General features: G+C 46.6%; 19 protein-coding genes. 9 read left to right on the top strand and 10 right to left on the bottom strand.

Annotated elements, in window-relative coordinates:
- Positions 1-370: 370 nt before the first annotated feature.
- Positions 371-2110: an alpha/beta fold hydrolase gene (locus ACO1NU_RS13925; protein ID WP_448819101.1), complete on the bottom strand. Its 1740-nt coding sequence runs from the start codon at positions 2108-2110 to the stop codon at positions 371-373.
- A 611-nt stretch (positions 2111-2721) separates the two neighbouring features.
- Positions 2722-3693 (bottom strand): hypothetical protein, encoded by a 972-nt coding sequence (locus tag ACO1NU_RS13920; protein ID WP_448819100.1) that lies wholly within the window; start codon positions 3691-3693, stop codon positions 2722-2724.
- Between the two features lie 601 nt (positions 3694-4294).
- Here ACO1NU_RS13920 and ACO1NU_RS13915 point away from each other — a divergent pair.
- Entirely contained in the window at positions 4295-5221 is a 927-nt protein-coding gene (locus tag ACO1NU_RS13915; protein ID WP_448819099.1) for a hypothetical protein, read from the top strand.
- A 39-nt stretch (positions 5222-5260) separates the two neighbouring features.
- On the opposite strand, the gene ACO1NU_RS13910 is transcribed toward ACO1NU_RS13915, so the two are convergent.
- The 5 genes from ACO1NU_RS13910 to ACO1NU_RS13890 form a co-directional block, all read right to left on the bottom strand.
- Positions 5261-8920 (bottom strand): AAA family ATPase, encoded by a 3660-nt coding sequence (locus ACO1NU_RS13910; protein WP_448819098.1) that lies wholly within the window; start codon positions 8918-8920, stop codon positions 5261-5263.
- Positions 8917-10143, bottom strand: a complete 1227-nt coding sequence (locus ACO1NU_RS13905) for an exonuclease SbcCD subunit D C-terminal domain-containing protein (protein ID WP_448819097.1) — start codon at positions 10141-10143, stop codon at positions 8917-8919. Before ACO1NU_RS13905 ends, ACO1NU_RS13910 begins: the two co-directional genes overlap by 4 nt.
- 122 nt (positions 10144-10265) lie before the next feature.
- Positions 10266-10628, bottom strand: coding sequence for a hypothetical protein (locus tag ACO1NU_RS13900; protein ID WP_448819096.1), 363 nt, complete (start codon positions 10626-10628; stop codon positions 10266-10268).
- 135 nt (positions 10629-10763) lie between these two features.
- Positions 10764-11864: a helix-turn-helix domain-containing protein gene (locus ACO1NU_RS13895; protein ID WP_448819095.1), complete on the bottom strand. Its 1101-nt coding sequence runs from the start codon at positions 11862-11864 to the stop codon at positions 10764-10766.
- Between the two features lie 9 nt (positions 11865-11873).
- Positions 11874-12854, bottom strand: coding sequence for a helix-turn-helix domain-containing protein (locus ACO1NU_RS13890; protein WP_448819094.1), 981 nt, complete (start codon positions 12852-12854; stop codon positions 11874-11876).
- A 344-nt stretch (positions 12855-13198) separates the two neighbouring features.
- Between ACO1NU_RS13890 and ACO1NU_RS13885 the strand changes: the two genes are divergently transcribed.
- Positions 13199-13543 (top strand): hypothetical protein, encoded by a 345-nt coding sequence (locus tag ACO1NU_RS13885; RefSeq protein WP_448819093.1) that lies wholly within the window; start codon positions 13199-13201, stop codon positions 13541-13543.
- On the opposite strand, the gene ACO1NU_RS13880 is transcribed toward ACO1NU_RS13885, so the two are convergent.
- Positions 13540-15015, bottom strand: a complete 1476-nt coding sequence (locus ACO1NU_RS13880) for an SDR family oxidoreductase (RefSeq protein ID WP_448819092.1) — start codon at positions 15013-15015, stop codon at positions 13540-13542. The two genes, ACO1NU_RS13885 and ACO1NU_RS13880, sit on opposite strands and share 4 nt — an antisense overlap.
- A 134-nt stretch (positions 15016-15149) precedes the next feature.
- On the opposite strand from ACO1NU_RS13880, the gene ACO1NU_RS13875 reads away from it, so the two are divergent.
- Positions 15150-15362 (top strand): hypothetical protein, encoded by a 213-nt coding sequence (locus ACO1NU_RS13875; protein ID WP_448819091.1) that lies wholly within the window; start codon positions 15150-15152, stop codon positions 15360-15362.
- Between the two features lie 182 nt (positions 15363-15544).
- On the opposite strand, the gene ACO1NU_RS13870 is transcribed toward ACO1NU_RS13875, so the two are convergent.
- Together ACO1NU_RS13870 and ACO1NU_RS13865 are read right to left on the bottom strand one after the other, a co-directional pair.
- The gene (locus tag ACO1NU_RS13870; protein ID WP_448819090.1) at positions 15545-16258 is read right to left on the bottom strand and encodes a DUF92 domain-containing protein; all 714 of its coding nucleotides are present in this window, start codon (positions 16256-16258) and stop codon (positions 15545-15547) included.
- A gap of 14 nt (positions 16259-16272) precedes the next feature.
- Complete coding sequence (locus ACO1NU_RS13865) at positions 16273-16923, bottom strand: NAD(P)-dependent oxidoreductase (protein WP_448819089.1); 651 nt, start codon at positions 16921-16923, stop codon at positions 16273-16275.
- A 137-nt stretch (positions 16924-17060) separates the two neighbouring features.
- Between ACO1NU_RS13865 and ACO1NU_RS13860 the strand changes: the two genes are divergently transcribed.
- The 6 genes from ACO1NU_RS13860 to ACO1NU_RS13835 all read left to right on the top strand — a co-directional run.
- Complete coding sequence (locus ACO1NU_RS13860) at positions 17061-17684, top strand: HAD family hydrolase (RefSeq protein WP_448819088.1); 624 nt, start codon at positions 17061-17063, stop codon at positions 17682-17684.
- A gap of 140 nt (positions 17685-17824) precedes the next feature.
- Positions 17825-18268, top strand: coding sequence for a hypothetical protein (locus ACO1NU_RS13855; RefSeq protein WP_448819087.1), 444 nt, complete (start codon positions 17825-17827; stop codon positions 18266-18268).
- Between the two features lie 140 nt (positions 18269-18408).
- Complete coding sequence (locus ACO1NU_RS13850) at positions 18409-20145, top strand: phospho-sugar mutase (RefSeq protein WP_448819086.1); 1737 nt, start codon at positions 18409-18411, stop codon at positions 20143-20145.
- A 175-nt stretch (positions 20146-20320) separates the two neighbouring features.
- Positions 20321-20950 carry an O-antigen ligase family protein gene (locus ACO1NU_RS13845; protein ID WP_448819085.1) on the top strand — a complete coding sequence of 210 codons (630 nt, stop codon included), beginning with the start codon at positions 20321-20323 and terminating at the stop codon, positions 20948-20950.
- Positions 20951-20973: 23 nt separating this feature from the next.
- The gene (locus tag ACO1NU_RS13840; protein WP_448819084.1) at positions 20974-21288 is read left to right on the top strand and encodes a transposase; all 315 of its coding nucleotides are present in this window, start codon (positions 20974-20976) and stop codon (positions 21286-21288) included.
- Positions 21273-22007, top strand: a 735-nt coding sequence (locus ACO1NU_RS13835; protein ID WP_448819369.1) for an IS3 family transposase, incomplete at its 3' end; no start/stop codon positions are given. The genes ACO1NU_RS13840 and ACO1NU_RS13835, both read left to right, overlap by 16 nt.

Genomic DNA, 22007 nt, shown 5'->3' with positions numbered 1-22007 from the left:
ATTTAATGCTCACAAATTATGCTCTTTAACAGTAAACAAAAGTAAGGGCATGTGGTATGCAATGATATTGCAAAGAGATATTACTTCTGAAGTTTGCATATTGTATTATCAAAAAAGGGTCGTTTTCTGAGATAAACATACATCGCTCTTTAGGCCTGCTTAACTTAACAAAATTCCTTACAGACATTGCAACCATTTTCGAGAGGTTATAAAGATGCTTTATATCTCCTTTCAAAGATCATGACTGGCAATTGCCTTAAACGCTCGTTTTGAGAGACAAAGCCTCAGTATTTAATACTCATTAGATTAGTGAATTAACTCCATGCTGCCGGAGTTCAATATCGAAGTTGTGTCACTTTGATATTGGTCTTCAACCATCTTCGCTTTTTCCCGGCGCCAGAAATTCCAGTATGATCCTGTTAAAAGCTTCCGGATTCTTTAATGGAGCGTAATGGTCGCTACCAGGTATGATTTCAAGGCGGGAATCCTTGATAAGTGATTGGATTAACAATGTATGCTGTCTTTTAACAACGTCAAATTCGCCTGCTACTATTAGTACAGGGGCAGATATATGCTGTAAGTCATGCTCGTTTAGATGTGGCTCTTTCAATACCAGATCAGCCAGTCGCATTTGATTTTGAGAAAATGGATCAGCACGTTTCGATAAGCTATCTCTGCGAGCTTCAAATATGTTGATGACGTCTTCCTCAATAGCTTCTGCTCCCGGAAACAGATTTGAGCCCATAACTACTATTTTCTCTACCTTTTCTGGATGCGCTGACGCAAAAACTAATGCGGTATTCCCCCCGTCACTCCAGCCTAGCAAGCTCGCTTTTTTTATAGATAATGCATCCATTACCATGGAAAGATCGCTGGCGAACTGCTCGTAGGTATACGGTGACAACTTATTGTTGGGGCTATTGCCCTGGCCTCTGGTGTCCAACGCAATTACTTTAAAATGCCGCGAAAGCGGTTCAATTTGCTCTCTGAACGAATTGATAGTCTCATTATTCCCGTGTAACAAGAACAAGGGACTACCCTGACCATACGTTTCATAATAGATCTCTCCCTCGTCGACCTTAATACGTCCGCCACGATTATTCCCGTATAACAGCCCTGATAATGCGGGGTTATCCTGAATGATCTCGTCCTTACTATCCGAAAGAATATCCGTTAAACTCTCCTTATCTCCCCTTGTCGATGTTGCCTCGAGCTCCAACAGCAAATAAGAACCGGAAACCTTTTGCCACTGTGCTTCCCCTTTAAGCCTGTACAGACTTGATCGTAATGGTCCTGGAAAAGACGGTATAAAAAACGCCGATCGCGTACTATCACCTGCCAAAGCTTCCAAGTCTAAAATGGCCAGAGAAACCGCTATCTCTTTTCGGCCTTTTATATGTATTTGGTAGGGGCGTAAGTCTATACTTTCAACTTGTGGCATGCCTGTCTCCGTGGTACCAGCTACATCAAATACAACATCTTTGTGGAGTATAGATTGATCCGGCTGCCCCTCTTTAACACTATAGATGTTCATTCTAAATTTGATCTTCCTGAAGGTCCTTCGGTTTATCTTAAATTTTAACTTTCTTAAAAATACATCTTGATCTATTTTCAGGATCGTAGCCTGCTCGCGCCCCTTTTCATCGCTATGTCTTGGTACATTTTTATACATGCCCGGGAAGAATACGATACTCGCATTTGAACGGCCATAATTTTTTATATGACCAGGTTTCACTTTAATGTCCACCATGTTGAGGATTTGTGGTGATTCATATAACGTAATCGACTTATTAGTTTTTAAGAAAGTTTTCCAGTCTATCTTCACGCTTCTGTAACCAACAGCTGAAAAGAAAATGGTATCCGTTTCAGCAATATCAGTGCTGAGATAGCAAAGCGAATATTGACCTGTAGAATCAGAAACTGTGCCTATAGGCTTGTTTTTAATTCCTATGGAGACATAGGGCACCGGCAAACCCGTTCGGCCATCAGTGGTTACACCCTTTAATATTGTCGATTGTGCATGGGCACCTTTGCCAAATATGTACAGCAAAGAAATAAAGAGAATGGATAATCTTATGGTTCTTAGGAATGATAGAATGAATTGACGCATAACTAGCCGAGTTGACGGCCAAATATTATTATTCGGTGATTGAGAACAAAAACATTAACCTTATTTAACATCAAGGCATTTTCAGGGACAGATTTAAGTTTACCCCCGCGAGATATCTTGTTCAGCTGTTTACACCTATTTATTTTAGCACCAGGCAACTATATTAAAATAAAGATCAATGGCATATTTTGCCCATTCAGATTCTCTTGATTGGTTGCCTTCTCGACTAAAACTACGATTCCACGACTACCTATCAAGTAGAAAATTGTCAGCCCTTGGGAAAATCCAATGCAATCCGGTATGTTGATGTCACTGTAATAAGAAGTTCTGGACCTGATATCAAACTTACATCGATAGCTTATTCATGCCGTATGCTTGTGGCACAAGAATGTATTTGGCTGCCAACCTGAAGAATCATATTCAATCAACGAATTACTCGTTTATATCCAAATTAAAGTTAAAACATGCGGAGCCGGACCGACGAAACGCATCTTGATACCTTAAGTCCAATGAACTTACTTGTCCAAAAGACAGAGTAATGGATCAAAGAACACGCGTGAAGGTTGACAACGAGTACATAATAGTAAAAGTACTATCCAGTTCGCTGTTGTTTACCCTCCTTTCCTGAACGACACCCGCTGTCCACACTTTAAATCCCCCGAGTCTTCAACAGGATCCGGTTCCTTCTTCTTCACCGTTGATTCTACCCCTATCCTCCGTTCCAGATTACGCAACATCTGATTACCCTCATAGCACATCGTATAAAAAGAGGCCCCTCGTTGCAGCTGCGCCCCGCTGAGTTCCATATTCACCGGCCCTTCGGGGTACTCTCCAGGCTTCTCTGCCGCATAGGCCGCGATCAGCGCACAGGGGCTAAAGTTCTTGCTGTTCAGCAGCAGGTAGCCTTGTTCCATCCGTGTTTCGCTGTAAGCCAGGAGTGAGACACTGAGCAACAGGAGCTGATCGGCTTCAGGTTGAGCCTCAAACCGGATCTCCTGCGCTTCCACTTGCGCGTATTTTTGCACTTCCAGGTCTCTTACTTCCAGGAATTCGTAGTACTCCTGACGAAAATTAAAGCCGATCAAGCTAAAACGGATCCGGTACTTGCTAGCTGATTTTCTGATGCCCGGGGGTACCCGGATGTCCGTCTTCGAGTCAAACGCTCCCATAAACACACGGATCTTCCCTTGTTCATCACGCTCTACCTGATGATTGAACTGCAGCACCTCCTTCAATGGGCTGTTGATATTGAATTCCATTCCGACGATACTACTCAGGTCGGCATCATGAAGGTCCCTCCTGCCTGCACTGCCACTCAAGCTCCCCCGGATGCCCCGGTACACCAGTTGTGTGCTTCTACTCGCTGCCTGGCCATCGCGGTGGACATACGCTGACTGGAAGGCTTGACGGATAACCGCAGCGGTTGTACTGGAAAGGCCGAACTCCGTGGCGGCACGAATGCTTTCCGTAGTCTGCTTAAACTTGCGGGGCTTTCCCTGAATAATGTTCATATTGCGGTATCTGCGATATACTACAGAACCGGCAGTGCCATGCACCATGCCCTTGTTGTCTACTTTTGCCATTGCTATGTTTTTTGTTGGGAACAAGATAGCGCAGACAATGGCACGTGTCGATTTTCTAGCAATTTAAAACCGAATCTTCCCAAATAGAGCGCGTTTTTCTCAAAGTTGGGCCCTCTGTATGAGCATGGATACCCTCTCCATAAGCACCTGTACCTTGAGACAACAGGCAGTATGAAGTCCCACTTTCTGCTGCCACGGTCGGACTTATCCGGGAAGTAATCCGGCTCGATATGGCGTGTACCAAGCGCCTGCTCTGGAAGATCTTGCAGCTGATTAAAATAGACTACACCGTCAAAAGCTGGGTCATATTCTTTTCCGATGGATATACTCAGCAAAAATGTAATGAAACTAAACGCTAGCGTAGTGGATGTGAAACCAGCACTGTGTCATCCAAATGTTGTAAGTGCCATATCCAATCCAACGTGTAACTTACTTTACCATAAACGGTGAAGTTTGAGATGCTGACTAAGGGGTTCTCTAAATTCTACTTACACCAGGTCTATTGAGGAATGACGAACACGTATTTACCCTAACGATTACTCGCTTAGAAAAATTAGTAAAGATGCAATTATTGCTTAAACTTGGCATTAAGCAATCTAATATGAAGACCTTCATTTTTTCCATCTTCTTTATCTTGCCGTTCGCAGCTATAGCGCAACGGACATTTAAGTTCTCTTTAATCAGTACCGAAACTGGTAAACCGTTGGCTAAAAAGTGGGTAACTATATTAAAAAATAAAGATCAATGGGTAAATTTTGTCCGTTCAGATTCTCTCGGTATCGTTACCTTCTCGACTAATAACTATGATTCCACGGCTACCTATCAAGTAGAAATTGTCAACCGATGGGAAAATTCCGTGCAAGCCGGTATGTTTGATATCACTGGAATAAAAAATTCCCAACCTGTTGTTAAACTTACACCGGTGGATTATTCAATGCCGTATGCTTGCGGCACAAGAATGTATTTTGGCTACCAACCTAAAGAGCCATATTCGATAAACGAATTACCCCTTTCTATCCAACTTAAAGTCAAAACATACTTATCAGCACGAGTGGGAGACGATTTCTATAAAAAACTAGTACTTAATGGGGGACAAGTAATTGATATCGAAAGGCTATATGCTGTTAATCCAAGTGCCAGATCCTGGAAATCAGTTCCTCCAATCTACTCTTTATGCTTTATGGTGTGGGACAGCCTAAAACGTTCCAGCCCCTATAGTTTCGTCCTGAATCTTAATCAAAAAGGTACCTTATTGGGGATAGTTGAGCTACCGGATATAAAGCACAATGCTAGCAAAGCTAAAATAATGACGATGGATGAAGCAAAGAAAATTGCAACAGCAAATAACTTTTATGATAAGTATACGAAGGTAAATTCATGCTATTACAGAAAATCAGATTGCATTGTATGGGTATTTGAACAACTAGAACCAGGAGAAGGCACCAGAAATTTAACCAAACTGTTGATCAATGCTCACACAGGTGCTATTGTAGATAAGATTACTTCTAAAATTGAAGTGATGTATTGATGAAAGTACGTCCGTAACCGTTTAGAACATTTCCCTACCCTACCCTACTACCTCCCCATAACTCATCACCCTGATCTTACTCACCCCTCCCGGCTGCTTGCTCACCTGGATCTGTGTGCCTATCCGCTCCTTTAGCGCCTCCACATGCGAAATAATCCCGATGGTCTTCCCATTCGCCTGGAGGTTCTCCAGGGCCGAAATAGCTACATCCAGCGTATCTGCATCCAGCGTTCCGAAACCCTCATCAATGAACAAGGAATTGATCTGCGTCTTCCGGCTGGCCAGATCTGACAAGCCCAACGCTAAAGCCAGACTTACCAGGAAGCTCTCTCCGCCCGACAGCGTCGTCATCGGCCTGACCACATCGGCCTGGTAAGCATCGATGATCTGGATCTCCAGGTCTTTCGACGGACTCTTCAGTATGCGGTACCGGTCCGTGAGCTTCCGCAGGTGCAGGTTCGCCAGCTCGGTCAGTCTTGCCAGCGTAAGTCCCTGAGCGAAGTTGCTGAACTTCTTGCCGTTCTCCGAGCCGATAAGGGCCGAAATCTTCTGCCATCTCATTAGCTCGCTCTGCTGAAGTGACTTTTGTGCGGCTATCTCCCTGAAGCGCACTTTTGTATCGAAATCAGACTGGAGCCGCATCCGTATGCCACCAATCTGCTGGTTAAGATCCGTAACTGAATCGTCGGCCCTTTTTAATTGTCCCTGAAGCTCTTCTGCTGCCAGTTCCGTAAGCGCACGGGAGCGTTCGGCTAACAGATCCCGGTGCAGATTCGTCAGCAGCAGCGTAGAATTGGCTATAGCCATATTGATCTCCGCCTCCAATGTTGAAAGCCGCTCGGCCACATCCGCATCAAGGAGGTATGAGCGTAGTTCCGCGATGCCGGCAATACCCTGACCCTGCAGTTTTGCCAGCAGCAACGCCGACAAGCGGCCCAGCTCTCCCCTCTGCTTTTCCATCTCCTGCCGGTCCTTTTTCAGGGAAGCTTCCAGTGCGGATAGTTCGTTCAACAACTGCGTCCGCAATTCCTGTTGCCCCTCCTGGCGCTCCCGGAGCTGCTTCAACGCGGTGCGAAGCTGTTCACGCTCCCAAACTGGGTCTTTCTCCCCGAAGAGCTCTCTACGCTCGTTGCTTCCTTCCTGCAAACGCAGCTCCGCCTGCTTCAGTTCCTTCTCGCGTTGCAGCAAAACGGACTGCTTTTCGGTAATTCCCCTCTCCAGGCTTTGCGTTTCTGCTTGCAGCTGCTGCTGACGCTGGATAGCGGCCTGTAACTTCTCGTTCGACTGTCTGCATAACTGCAACCTCGCTTGCAGGCCTGCAGAGATATTTTCCAGGGGCTCCAGGATATGGAGGGCCTCCAAAACGCCCCGTGCCTCCGCCTGCAAGCCTTCTGCCTCGGTCGCCTGCTTACGAAGCGCCTCTTGTATTTTCTCCAGGCTTTCCGCAGCTGCCACCTTTTGTGTAAGTAATGCGTCTTTCTTGATTCCCGACTGCTCTACCGCACTCTTCAGCTGGTTCAGGCTCAGCTCCATGGCGCTGATGTCCTTCTGCAAGATGCGCAGGGCCTGCACCTGTGTCTGGAGGGCCGAAAGCTCGCCTTGTTTCTTTTTGATAATGGCTTCAATAACCGCGGGCTTTTCCATCAGAAGAGCAGCGGGCAGCTGTTCATTGTTCCTGCCGAAGTCTGCCTCCATCGTGGAAAGGCGCTCTTTTAGCTCAGCGATCTGTCTCAGTTGACCGGCCTGCTTCTCCTTCCACGTCCCCAGTTCAACCGCCGCTTGCTGTACGTCTTTCGAAAGCTGCTGCAGAACCGCTTCATGTGCGTTCCGCTTCGCTTCAGCAGCCGACAGTTCGGAGTGATAGTGTTTTTCTACATAAGGGTGCTCTTTCGAACCGCAAAGGGGACATTCCTGATCTTCCTGAAGTTGCCCCCGGTCTGCGTCGTATTTCTGTATTCTGATCTGGATATCAACCAGTCTTCTGTAATCTTCCAGGATCTTCTCAGCCTTGTTTTTCTCCTCTGTTTGACGCACCAGCTTCGCTTCCCCGTCCCGGATAGCATCGCGACTAAGGATCAGCTCTCCGTTCAGTTTATTCAGCAGATCCCGGCCCTGGGCAGAATCGTTTGCCAGGCGCAGCTGCTCCTGGCAAATACCAACTAATGCCGGAAGCTTCGATACTGCTTCTTCGAGCGATTCGAGCGTCTTTCCCTGGAACTCGTGCTCCAGTCTTCCACGAAGGGCTGCAAGTGCTGCCTCCTGTCCGGATAAGCCGCCTGTCGCCCGCCTCAACTCTTCCTCAATCACAAGCAGGGCCTTCTCCAGTTCCCCTTGATGAGCAAGAACCGTTGCTTGCTCCGCTTTCTTCTCCCGCACCGAAGCTTGCACGCGATCCATATCTCGCTGATACTGCTCCATCCTGAGGATCGCCGCCCCCAGCTCGCTCTCTTTCGGCTGTCCTGCGAGCACCTGGTTCAAACCTGCTATCTCATTTCCCCGCAAGTCGAGTTCCTGAGCCAGACGATCCCGCTCAGCAATGTGCTGGTCGAGGTCTTTCAATGCGCTTTGCACCCAGCTCCGCGCCCTTTCCTCCTCCTTGCGGAAACCTTCCAGCTGCAGGTCCTTCTCAATTACTTTTTCAAACAGCGGCTCTTTCTCCTGCAAGTCCTGATCCTTCTGCACCAGCAGCTTTTTGCCTCGCTCGAAAGCTTCCCCGGCCAGCCGACTCCTCTCCTGTAGGGCCGGCAGTTTCTCTTCCTGGTCCTCGATATGCTGCGCCAGCTCTTCCACCCGCCGCTCGTAATTCCGGATCTCCTGGAGCTCTGCACCGTAGGTCATGGCCTGGTTATGCCTGGCTAGCTTCCTGAATTCTTCTTCGTGACGAAGCAGTCGTTCCTGCTGCTGAGCAAGCTGCTGCTGCAAACTAGCATGTTCAACTTGTAGTTTATCTATATTCGATAACCAGCTGATCTTGTCCTGGATATCTCTAACATGATCCCGCAACCCCTTTTCTGCAACACTCAGATCCTGCAAGCGGATATTGAACTGCGACACCTCCTCATCAGAAAGGATATCCACATTATTCAATTGATCGTTCAAACGCTCCAGCTTGTCTTTTTCCTGACGGGTACGCTCGTGCACATACCTCGAGATCTCTGAGTACACTGCCGTATCCGTAATCTTTTCCAGCAACTCGGACCGTTCGTTTTCTTTGGATTTCAGGAACTGCGTGAAGTCGCCCTGCGACAACATCACCGACCTCAGGAACTGACTGTAGTCCAAACCGCATGTGGATACGATGGCCTGCTGCACTTCTGTTAGCGGATGATTGACGATGATCGCCGAGTTTTCCAGATCTACCAGTTCCATCTTCTGCGTTTGCAAAGCGCCGTCGACCTTTCCATGTGCACGACGCTGTGACCACTTCGCCCGGTATGACTTTCCCTGGATCTCAAATTCTACCTCCGAGAATGATTCGGATGTATGCCGCGTCATGCTCTCGGAAACATCCCGGTCATGCCGGTGGACACGTCCATACAACGCGATGGTAATAGCATCCAGGATGGTGGTCTTACCGGCTCCTGTAGGCCCTGTAATGGCAAATAAACCGCTCTCAGTAAAAGGACTCTGATCAAAACGAATCTGATGTTCTCCTTTCAGCGAATTCAGATTCAAAAAACGTACGCTTAATATCTTCATGGTTGGTTTTCCCTCTGAGCCATTTTCTCCAGAACTTCATCAAACATCTGCAGCAGATCGGCATGATCTTCCCCGGGAAATTCCGACTCACACCGCTTCTCGAATACCGAGCGGGGCTCCAGTTCATGAAGTGCAGCCTCCAATACGTTCTGCTCGTCCAGGCTCACGCTCTTCCTGACCCGCGTCTGTCGCGGGAAAAAGCGCTCAATAAAAGGCTTACCTTCTTTCAACTTTTCGAGCTGCTCGTCCAGATCGTGAATGAACCGGTCGGTTTCGATCTGAAGCTCTACCCAGGCCGGCATCCTCATGCCCTTATCTTCCATGACGGACAGCTTCATCCGGATCTCGTCGAGCGTACCCTTCACCCGGATCAGCTTGCGGCAACAAGGCACTTTCAGCTCTGTGACCTCTTTCAGCACGCCATCCGCAAAGTCCAGGATCAGCACCTGCTTATCATCATCGGTCTCTGAAAAACTTAAAGGAATAGGTGAGCCGGAATAACGTACATGACTCATTTTATTAACGATCTGCGGGCGATGAATATGCCCCAGTGCTACATAGTTAAATTCTTCGGGAAACTGATCTCCGCAGATTTGCCCCAGGTTCCCTACATGGATCTCCTTCTCACTATCAGAAGTACTGGAGCCCGCAGCGAAGAGGTGTCCCGTTGCGATAACCGGGATACCCTGCTCCTTGAATGATGCAATCGCCGGTTTAAACTTATTGTAATGGGCACAAATACCCTCCTTAATTCTTGACTCCCGTTCCTGCGCGGTTTCTCCGGCTACTGAAAGACGGACATCCCGGTCCCGCAAAAAAGGAATAGCACATACCACCAGCCCTACTTCTGAATTCGCGTTCTGCACCGGAATGATCTGCTGGTGGATGTCTTCAGGAACTCCGCCAACGACATGGATGTTGAAGTACTTCAGCAGCTCCCTGGGGGCGTTTAACGTACTGATCGAATCATGGTTCCCCCCGATGATGATCACCTCCCGGCAACAGGTCCCCTTCAACCTCCAAAGAAACTTATAGTATTGTTCAAGAGCGATATTAGATGGATTACCTGTATCAAAGATATCACCTGCAATGATCAATACATCAATGCAGTTATTGGTTAACTCATCAATGAGCCAGTCCAGAAAAAACTGATGTTCTTCTGTCCTTTCGCATTGCTCTAATTTTTTACCAAGATGCCAGTCGGCTGTGTGCAGAACCCTCATGTACTACAAACTTCGTGATAAAAACAACATGTTCTGCCAGGAAATTTGTCGGAATTATTCGAATTCAAAAAAGACAGGTGGCCTTTCCTTCAGAGGAGCACGGGCGAAACAGCGTGATCCCCTCAGGCGTTCACACTACTTTGGGCGACCATAGACTCGTTGACCTTTTCTAACAAACGGATGTACTTATCTTTCCAGAATTCTTCGTCTGACAGGTGTACCGAAACATCTCCATCACTGGATGGGGCTACCCGCCCGGAACCTTTTTTGAAGTCGTCACTGCAAAAGCACTCTGGAAATTCCTGTGAGAAGTCATGTTCGATGACGTGTCCTAAACGGTGCAGGATTTCAGGCTTGATCTTTGGAAGATTGAACCAGTTATATACAGATCTCCTGTTCACGCCCATATGTTTTGATAGTTCACTTAATGACATATTGGTTCGTCTTACTATCCGTTCTATGATCTGTCCATGATGTTTTTCCATAAAAATAGAGTACTTCGTTTAAGATTTTTTTTGTGCAAAGGAACGTTTCCCATTGCACAAAAAAGTACCATTTTATGAGAATGATGTACTTCCCAATAATATGAAAATGCCGTCTAGAGGTCCAAAACGCAGTTTTTAGCTCTCAGACGCATTCACATCAGCGAGATACTGCGAGGGCGTCGAACCGGTATACAATTTAAAATTCCGGTAAAAAGACACTTTTGAATTAAAGCCGCACTCATATCCAAGCTGCTCAATAGACACGTCGTTTCGCAGTCTCAGCTCCTTGCATGCATGTTCGATGCGAAGTTGATTGATATAGTCTGTAAAGCTCTTGCCCATGTTTAAACTGAAGATCTGCGAAAGGTGATGTCTGGAAATTTTCGTCACTTCGGAAAGTCTTTCCAGATTGAGCGCCGGGTCCAGAAAGAGACGTTCTCCTTCGACAGCCTGCATCACTCGTTCTTCATAAAGTGCCAGGGTCTGCGCGGGCACTCCCGACTTTGCATAAGAGCGGGTCTCCAGGGCAGCAACCTGTTCCTGTTGGTACGGATCTGCTTCAGGATGGCTGAGCAAACGGACTTTGTGATCGAGGACCACGAAGACCACTATTGTCATCATCCCATACATCATTAAACGGGGAATATAGAATGAAGCATGACTCCTTGGAGAGGAAGAGTCGACTGAGATCATTAGAAATCCCACGATGAGAAGCACGAGCCCCGCCGACGTGAGCAGATTCAGGGAGTGCTTCAGCTTCAGCGATCCGCTTCTGTACAGATAGAAGGCGTAGAGCCCATAACAGAAGAAAGAGAGAATGATGGCTTTGAAAAGGCTATTCCTGATGATGAGATACATCAAATCTCCAGATGAAGGAAAGCACAGCCAGACGATATAAAGAATATAATAGATAATGAAAGGCGCGGCGTGAAGGATATAATCCCTTGCAACCAACCGGTGATCAGCGAGCGAGCTACGAAGGGCGAAATACAGAAGTGGCCCGTATCCCAAACCATAGGGTGCCCCCCAGTCCAGGTACGGCCTGTCATAAAAGAATGCTGCAACAAGCAGTGCATGCAGGCAGTGTATAACGATCAGGCCTACACCTCCCGTGAGAAACTTTTCGTGCAAGATGCTATTTCGTACTCTTGAAGCGATATAGATTACGATAAGCCCCGCGACCACGTTCGCCAACAGACACCATCTGATTATATAAGGTAGCACACTTTCCATCATCCTTTATAGCTAAACATCCAATACCTTGCTAAACTGCCTGCGGTATTCTGATGGCGTACATCCGCACATGTCCTTGAAATACCGGTTAAAAGATGCTTTTGAGTTGAAACCGCAGGCTTCGGCTATACCTTCAATCGTTAGTTCGTTATGTACATCCTGTTTCAGCAAGTTCCTGGCGTGATCAATTCTGTATTCGGCTATGAGCTGATAAAAGCTCTTGCCGCTTTCCATCTGAAGCTGTTTGCTGCACTTGTGCCTGGAAACGCCGGCTTCTACCGCGAACTTTTCCAGGGAGATCATCGGATCCAGATATAATTTTCGCTGCCTGAGCATCGCTGTCAACTTCAAACTATTCTCTTCAGCGCTTTCCGCGCCGGAATCTATGTCCTCTGATTCTGACTTCTGCTCCTTAGCCTGCCGGCGTTTGACAGCCAGGAATCCGCCCATGATCAGGACACTCAGGATCAAAATATACACACTAAGTTGCTGTACGCTGAAGCCCCAGTCCAGCTTCATATACAGCCTGCTCGCAAACATCAGCAGGGGAACAGAAACGGCCAGAGAGATCAGCACCAGAAGCTGTATTAGATGCACTTCATCGGTATAAACCTGCAGTAACACCCGCCTTCTCACCCGCAGGATACCCGCCGTGTAAGCCAGAAGGCTAACTGGCATTGCCGGTAAGTAAAACACATGATAAAGCTCCTGGTCAACCTGCCCGAGGGCCAGCAGCACATAAAAAGGAAGCTGGTGTAAATGATAATCACGCGCCTCAAGACGCTTGTCTTCCGTTACACTGCGGTACATACGGTACAATACCGGACCGTATAACAGCGCAACAGGCACCGGAAGATCTGCCACAATCGTCACCAGATGGACGATCACTAAGCTACTCAGCACTTTAAGCTCCGTGTGGAATGAACAATGGTATACACTCCTGAACGGAAAGAGCCTGAGAAAAGGTTTAAGTAAGGTGGGCAGAACCTTCATGGACTACAAACTTACTTTAAATTTCCTCTCACTCATAATCCTGTGATACCTTCGAACTTTTTGAATAATAGCTTTTTTCTGATCTCCTGGGTTACCACGATACCATTTCTGAGCTTCTTTCCCTGGCCTTCTTTGTTGCACGGGTGGTGATCTCCGCTTTAGCATTTGTCTGCTTTCTGAACTCTCACATTCGAACTTATAACAGAAGCAACACTCTTTGTGTTCAGTGGTAGTATAGAAGCGCTGACAAACCATTGTTATATGTTAAGTGTAACAGCAGGGTCGCAGGGTCGCATTCCAAACCATTTTTGACTAAGTTTGTATAGTTTTTCAAAAAGGGCTACATGAAACCAGGGGATAAAGTAATTTGCATTAATGCGCTGATCGACGCCGACAAAAAGGAAGAGATCAGTCGCGATTTCGAAATTTGGGTCACTAAAGATAAGGAATATACCATTCGGGAGATCCTCGACAATAACGGTATTGTCACAGGAGTCCTTCTGGAAGAGATCTACAACCTACCCAAATTTTTCAGGCTCATCAACAAATACCAGGAACCGGCATTCGCCATCTGGCGATTCAGAAAACTGAACTACGCGACATCGACAGCTGCCGAGGAGCATGAGGAAGAACTTGTGGAAGTAGGTACTGAACCTGCAAAACAACAGGAACCGCTCAAAAAATCTTAAACGCCGTGAGCCGGAAGCTGGCGTTGGACTCCATATTGTGTAAGCTGTGTGGCCATTCCCTTGAATATAAAGAGATGGAAGGGCCACATGGCATACCAGTATAGTCTGCCCCATACACCCCGGGGACGAAACGTGGCCGTCTGGATCAGGGTCTTGCCCGACTTGTCAGAGTCATCAATGCAGAACTCCAGCCAGGCCTCACCGGGCAGCTTCATCTCAGCATAAAGCAGCAGCCGCTTTTTTTCCCGGTCCGCCAGCAGCACCCGCCAGAAGTCGAGCGCATCACCTGCAATCAGGGAATTCTGGTTGCGCCTGCCCCTCCTCATCCCCACACCGCCCACTACCTTGTCAGCGAAACCTCTCAGCCTCCAAAGGAAGTTCAGATAATACCAGCCACGGTTGCCACCGATTCCCCAGATATTTTCCAGCACATCATCTGCATTTCTATCGAAAGATATCTTCACCTGCGAACTTACTGTACCGTTTTGAGGCACTTTGATCTGGTCCATAAAGTCAGTCTGGAGGTACCCTCTGTTAAGCGCATCCTTCCAGCTGCTGACGATGGAGTGCTGTTCGATCTTCTCGAAAGCCATGTTCAGAGATTCGCGATAGCTGAAACAGTCGCCCGGAACCACCTTTTTTATATCGTCATTTCGGCAGATCACTTCATTCTTCATGCTTTCTACCAGCGAGCTGGCCAGGGAAAAAGGTACGGAAGTGACGAAGTTCAACCAGTAGGACGAGAGTTTCGGCGTAAGCAGCGGTACATTGATGATGTAACGTTTCAGATGGCGGGACTCCGCGTAGCCAAGCAACATCTCCTGATAAGTGAGAATATCGGGACCGCCAATATCGAAGGTCTGGTCATAGGCACCTTCCTGCGCCAGCACGCCCTTCAGATAGCGCAGCACATCCCGGATACCAATAGGCTGGCAGCGGGTCCTCACCCATCTCGGCGCAACCATGACGGGCAGTTTCTCGACCAGGTCGCGGATAATTTCAAAGGAGGCACTTCCTGAGCCGATAATAATCGCAGCCCGGAGGATGGTGCAGGGAATGCCGCTCTGCTTCAGAACGTCCTCCACGGCCAGTCGCGATGAAAGATGCTTCGACAGCTTGCTGTCATTTGCAATTCCGGTCAGATAGATGATCTGTCTGCAGGAACTGCTTTTGGTAAGGGCATCTACAAAGTTCTGTGCGGTGGTTTTTTCCGTATCGGAGAAGTCGCCCTTCGGAGAGCTCATGGAATGGACCAGGTAATAAGCGGCCCCGATATCCGCAGGGATCTGGTCAAGACCTTTCCCCGACACCAGATCGGCCTCGATGATCGTGATCTTTTCAGGATACTCGATTTTTTTGATAAAACGCCGCTTATCGCGGACCATGCAGACCACATCATGTCCGTCTTCGAGGAGGACAGGCAGCAGCCGCGTACCGATATAACCATTTGCTCCTGTTACGAGTATCTTCATCTTTGAATCTTGTTCTGAATTGACAACAATTGGCTTCCTGTATTGTTAGCTGGTAATCAACAGCATTATAATAAAAATAAATACCGTCTGAAAAGGATATTTAATACATTTGGGCATTCAAACAAAGCAAACTCATGAAATCTCTACTAAAAAAAGTACTTTACACGTTCTTGTTAATCGCCTCTTCAGCATATAGTTCACTGGCAGTCAATGTAGTGGACAGTGATCTAAGCAATACAGCAGGTTCTAACAGAGGACATGAAAACTTAACTATATACGCCTTTATCGTTATCTTTCTTATCCTGGCAGCAACAGCTCCTTTTTATGATAAAAAAGGCAACAAATAGAGGCTGAAAAAAAAAATTAAAATATTTTTACTTTCTTGAAACCTTTATGTGTTTTCGCCGTTAAAGTAAGTGATAAGGTTTAGGTGCCCTTGCTATACTCATTATAGCAGGGGCTTTTTTTTGCCCGCTATTTTCCGGTCAAAGCGATAAGACAGCTTCCGGTGAAAACGATAAGATAGCAGTTAAAACAACGTAATAAGCGCCGCGGTCAGTGCGGCGAACAAGGTACTAAGGAAATTTACAGCGTCGTTGCCGATCAGGCTTTTCCGTTCGAAGACGGCACCCAATACTGAATCGAAGAGGTTTCCTGCGAATCCGGCAAATAATACGATCCATGACCAGGAACCCCATCCTGCGAAGGTAGAGTAGATCAGTGCAATGAGTGCCGCCCCTACGAGTCCCGCCAGAGAGCCTTCGATGCTGATGACTCCATTCTCCCCTTTCCGATCTTTTTGAAATGTGATGATATGATAGAAGCGTCTTCCATAGACATTGCCCAGCTCCGAAGACAGGGTATCTGAAGTGGCGGAGGCGAAAGCGGCGGCGACCATTAGCAGGCAGATGGGCTGCATGTCGGGCATCACCAGGGCCAGTAAGGCAGAGGCCGCGGGTACTCCGGAATTGGCGAGAACCTGCGAGGCACGTCTCCGACCTTTATTGGATTCAGACAAGCCTGCTTCTATTTTACTGCGCTGCTTCCATCCCGTTGCCAGAACACCGAAAACAAAAAATGCAGTCATCATGATGAGTCCTGCATATCCTGTTCCCGTAAAAATTAAGTATCCGGTCAGGCCTCCCGTCAGCGAAGCTTCTACCGTGAGCTTGTTCCTGTAAACGCTCAGGAACATACCCGTGCTCAGAAAAACAAGTACAAATAGCTGCTCTCCGTTCATCATTAAAGCAGTAGCGTTTAGTAAGCTACTGTAAAGCGCTGGCGGCTATGTTGTGGTTCTTCTGCTTCATTGATCACGGCAACAGCCAGATCTTCGACAGATAGTACGCTGCGGCCATTCTCATCTACTACGGGTGAGTCTTTGCCTACGCGATACTGATTCTTGCGGACGCCAGAGGTGCCAGGATGCATTTCGATAGCGGGACTGACAAAGCTCCAGTCGAGCTCCTGCTCTTCCTTAAGGATATTCAGATAATCCCGTGCTGCTGTCGCACCTGCCTTGATCTCTGCGGGGAACTCAGGAGTATCAACCAGTTGAACACCGGGAGCGACTTCGAGACTACCGGCACCACCGATCACAATGAATCGCTTCACTCCTGCTGCCTTCACGCCCTTCTGGATCGACTGCGCGCCATTAAGGTAAACGTTATACAGGTCTGGATTGGTCCAGCCCCCATTAAAGGCACTGATCACCACATCGCAACCTGCTACTGCCGCGGCCAGCTCCTCGGCATCGAACACATCTACCTGGCGGGCACTAACCTGTCCCCATTGATGAATTTTCTCCGTATTTCGCGCAATGGCTACGATCTCGTGTCCGCGAGCCGATGCTTCGCTTAATAAAGCTGATCCGACGAAACCTGTTGCTCCTATAATGGCTATTTTCATATTGTTGAGATTATTATTGGGCCTGCTGTTGGGGTCTTCATAGATCCCGGACACACATTCAGCCGGCATCTTTGTTGCATGATAAAGGTAGTTCTATTATCATGAATGGCCGGCCGCGAACCGCTAAATTAAAAATTATGACAAAAAAAGCACTGATCCTCGACCTTGACAACACCCTGTATTCCGTACAATCTATTGGCGACGAACTATTTAAGCCCCTTTTCGAGCTCATTGAGAAAACAGGGGAATTCTCCGGAGACATGAACCAGATTAAGGCAGATATCATGCGAAAGCCCTTTCAGCTCGTTGCAGAGGATTATCAGTTTAGCGAAGACTTGATCAGACAGTCGACCGAATTGCTGCAGGACCTGACGGTTGAGGGGAAGATAGAACCCTTTGAAGACTATGCGGAGCTGAAGAAACTTCCGATTGATAAATTCCTGGTCACCACGGGCTTCATGAAGCTCCAGCAAAGTAAAGTACAGGGGATGAATCTTGATGACGACTTTAAAGAGATTCATATTGTGGATCCGGCTACGTCAAAGCTGAGCAAGAAAGATGTGTTTATCGGCATCATCAAAAGGTATGAGTATGAGCTGGAAGAAGTACTGGTGATCGGCGATGATCCCGATTCGGAGATCGAGGCCGGTATTGTGCTGGGAACTCCTGTTCTGCTGTATGATAAGCTGAACCGGGTTGATGATGCGGGTACGACAGAAAAGATCCGGGATTTCAGGCAGTTAGCGGATTATTTAAGATAAAGATCCGATCTCCTGGATGGTAGATCCGGCCTGCCGAACGGTATACAGAGGAGGGTAAGATAAAAATTACGTGCGACGATAAACTAATTTCCTATCAGCGTCGTTAATTATGATAACCGATAAACCTTAATTTGCCGAATATGGAGGACAACCTGATCATCAACTTAAGACCCCTTTTAATCCATAGCTTAAATGAAACTGGATTTTACGATCAGGCGATTGACCTGATCAGGGTACCTGCGTTGAAATCAGCGTTTGCAAAATACTTATGGATGCGGGGCGAGCATATCGTAGGCATTCGTTCCTTCCTGCTTCGCGCCAACTGCAAGCTAAGCGAGTTCAATTTCGCCAATTGCCCCGATCCTGCGGCCTGGGAGGCTTTCCGGCAGACGATCAATAAACACGATACCCAGGCTCTGCTCCGTTGGGGAATGCAAAAAGGGCACGTGACACTGCGAAAATATGAGTCTACCATCTCTCATACAGCAGAGAACAAACAGCTCAGTTGTATGCTGGACCGCCACATGAAAGATATCCGCACTTCGCTAGACAATCTATCTACGCTGAAGTTCAGCTTCAGCTAAATTTCCCGATTCGCTACCCACTATTGCGGTTTCTGACTGAACTTTTTTTTCTTTGTAAAACAAGTGCGTTAAATTTACATTGTGTTGTTATACTTGTAAAAAAAGTACGTCGCAAACGAAAAATACTTAAATCTTTAACTATGCAGGAATTAGAGCCTTCTGTTCTAAAAAAAATTAATGAATGGCTTGAGGGAAGCTATGATGCTGACACCCGCCAACAGATTCAACAACTACTAGACGAAAAAGCGTTCACTGAGCTGACCGACTCTTTTTATAAAGATCTGCAGTTTGGTACCGGTGGACTCCGCGGGACAATGGGCCCTGGCTCCAACCGCATTAACAAATACACCATTGGAAAGGCTACGCAAGGTCTGGCCAATTACCTAAAGAAGACATATCCTTCGGAAAAGATCAAGGTAGCCATTGCACACGACAGCCGTAATAACTCAGATTACTTTGCACGCGTAACAGCGGAAGTGTTTTCAGCCAATGGCATTTATGTCTATTTCTTTAAAGAACTGCGTCCAACTCCAGAGCTATCCTTCGCGATACGCGAACTGGGATGCAAAAGCGGTGTGATGGTTACAGCTTCTCACAACCCGAAAGAATATAACGGATACAAGGCTTATGGCGCAGACGGCGGACAGTTTGTTGCTCCGGAAGATGCAAAGGTTCTCGAAGAAGTTTTCGCTATTCAAAGCATTAACGAGGTAAAATTTGAGCGTGTAGAAGAAAACATCGAGATGATCGCTGAAGAGATCGACCAGCTTTACCTGGAGAAGATCGCGAAGCTGAGTGTTTCCCCTGAGGCGATTGCCCGTCAGAAGGACCTCAAGATTGTCTTCTCTCCTATCCACGGAACCGGAATTACACTGGTACCTCAGGCACTTGAGAAATTTGGCTTTACCAATGTGAACCTGGTAGAGAAACAAATTAAGCCGGACGGTAACTTCCCTACAGTAGTGTACCCTAACCCGGAAGAAAAGGAAGCGCTGACGCTTGCCCTTGAAAAAGGTGTGGAAGTGGATGCAGACCTGATCATGGCAACGGACCCGGATGCTGACCGTATCGGGATTGCCGTGAAGAACAATGAAGGCGAGTTTATCCTGCTGAACGGCAACCAGACCGGCAGCTTGCTGATCAACTACCTGCTTACTGCCTGGGAGCAAAAAGGTCTTTTCACCGGTAAGGAATACATCGTTAAAACGATCGTGACATCTTACCTGATCGACGAGATCGCTAAGGCGAAGAACGTGGAGTGCTACAACACACTGACCGGATTTAAATACATCGGTGAGCTGATGACCCGTTTCAAAGATGAAAAGGTATTCATTGGTGGTGGAGAGGAAAGCTACGGCTATCTGATCGGTGACCTGGTTCGTGACAAGGATGCGGTTGTTTCGGCAGCCTTTATCGCGGAAATGACGGCTTACTATAAAGATCAGGGAAGCAGCCTGTATGATACCTTATTGAACATGTACCTGCAATATGGTCTGTACAAAGAGAAACTGGTATCAGTTACGAAGAAAGGTAAGTCAGGTGCCGAGGAGATCAAGGCTATGATGGAACGTTTCCGGAACAATCCTCCTGCTACACTAGGCGGATCAAAGGTGACAACGCTGAAAGATTATGAGTTGCGCGTATCGACTGACATCGACAGCGGCGTGAAATCAGCTATTGAGCTTCCGGAATCAGATGTTCTGCAGTTCTTTACTGAAGATGGCAGTATTATTTCAGCAAGACCATCAGGTACTGAACCGAAGATCAAGTTCTACTGCAGTGTAAAAACCAAGCTGGCTGATAAGGCTGCTTATGACGCAGCGAGCAAAGAACTGGACACGAAAGTTGATGCCATCATGGCGGATTTGGGGGTGTAGGTTAGCGATGAATATCCACAAACAGTAGAGTCTGAGGCGGTAATGATGTGAACATCATTACCGCCTTTCTTATAATCAATACGCTTTATTTAGAAACTAAATTCTTTCCTGTACATTATAGTTGGTGTATAATGAGCATAGATATTGTGATATTTTACTGTCTAAAATACCAGCGATGAAGAATCAGACCAATGGCATCGATATTATCGTAATTTGTGCGCTAATAATTATCATCGAAGTGATAGCAAAGAGCAGAGCTTTGATATTGGGGTCTACCATCGGATTATTGTTTATATATCAACGAACAACCAGAAGAAAAATTTCCATAATGAGATCGGCTATGTTTATCCTTTCTCTAGCGATCTTTTTGTCAGTATGTTTTAAACAAGATTCTTCGATGGGACGCATCTTGATTTATAAGATCGGGTGGAATATTTTCGAAAACCATTTAAATAAAGGAATCGGACTTGGTAACTTCAAAGTTGTCTATAAAGATTATCAGATTGATTATTTTAAAAATCACCCTTATTCGATTAAGGATCTTTTAGTCGCGGACAACACCCAGTTCGCGTTTAACGATTATTTTCAATTCATAATCGAAACAGGATGGGTCGGGTTGACTTCATTTGTATTACTATCAGCTATTCTTTATAGTATGGTCAGTCAGCGCAACGAGAATGTAAATCGTAAGATGGGAAAGATGGAACTACTTGCATCGTTTGTTTTAACAACCATTTTGGTGGCTGCTGCATTTACTCACGTTTTTGAAAGTGGAGTTGCTACATTTGAGCAGACAGTAAGTTAAGAGAATTTTAATAACTTACAAATATGTCCAGAGAAAGAAAAACGTACCCCAAGGAGTTCAAGCTGATGAGCGTTGAACTCAGTAATACCAGAAAAGACTTGTCTGGATTAGCTAAGGAGCTGGACATTCCACCCTCGTTGTTGTACCGTTGGAGAAGGGAATATGCAGGCAAACTAAACAATAGCTTTCCGGGTAACGGGAAGGTTTCATTGACATCAGCAGAACAAGAGCTGGCTGAGTTGAAGAAAGAGCTGCGAGAAACGCAGATGGAGCGCGACATCTTAAAAAAGGCTGTCAGCATTTTCTCCAGGAGCGATGGCAAATATTCAGGTTCATAAAGAATAACAGCAGGATATTTCCTATCGGGAAAATGTGTTTTGTGTTTAAAGTAAGCAGAGCGGGTTATTATGGCTGGCTACGAAGTACTCCATCAAAGAGATTGAAAGAGAGCCAGATAATCGAACAGCAGATACAGGAGGCTTTTACAGACAGTAAAAGGCTGTATGGAAGTCCCCGCATTACCCGTGTGTTAAACAAAAAAGGTATTAAAGTATCCAGACCCAGAGTCGCCCGAATGATGAGACAGGCCGGTTTAAGAAGTGTAGTCAAGAAGAAGTTCAGGGTAACAACAGATTCTAACCATAAATTTGCTGTACCCGAGAATAAATTGGATCGTGAATTCAAGCCCGGCACCTTAGGGGCTACATGGGTATCAGATATCACCTATATAAAAACAAAACAGGGCTGGCTGTATCTGACAACTGTAATAGATCTGGGTGATAGAAAGGTAATTGGCTGGGCTCTGAGCGCAACAATGAAAGCTATCGACACGGTAATTCCTGCCTTCAATATGGCAAAGAAAAATAGACCGATAACTCAGGATTTGATATTTCATTCCGACCAGGGCATCCAGTACGCTTGTCATGAATTCAGGAACCTATTAGAGAAAAACCCATTGATTACAAGGAGTATGAGCAGAAAAGGGAATTGCTGGGACAATGCAGTTGCGGAGAGCTTCTTCAAAACCCTCAAAGCAGAATGTATCTACCAGCATAAG

The sequence above is a fragment of the Arcticibacter sp. genome (genome assembly GCF_053551015.1).
This window is presented reverse-complemented; position numbering and strand designations above follow the sequence as displayed.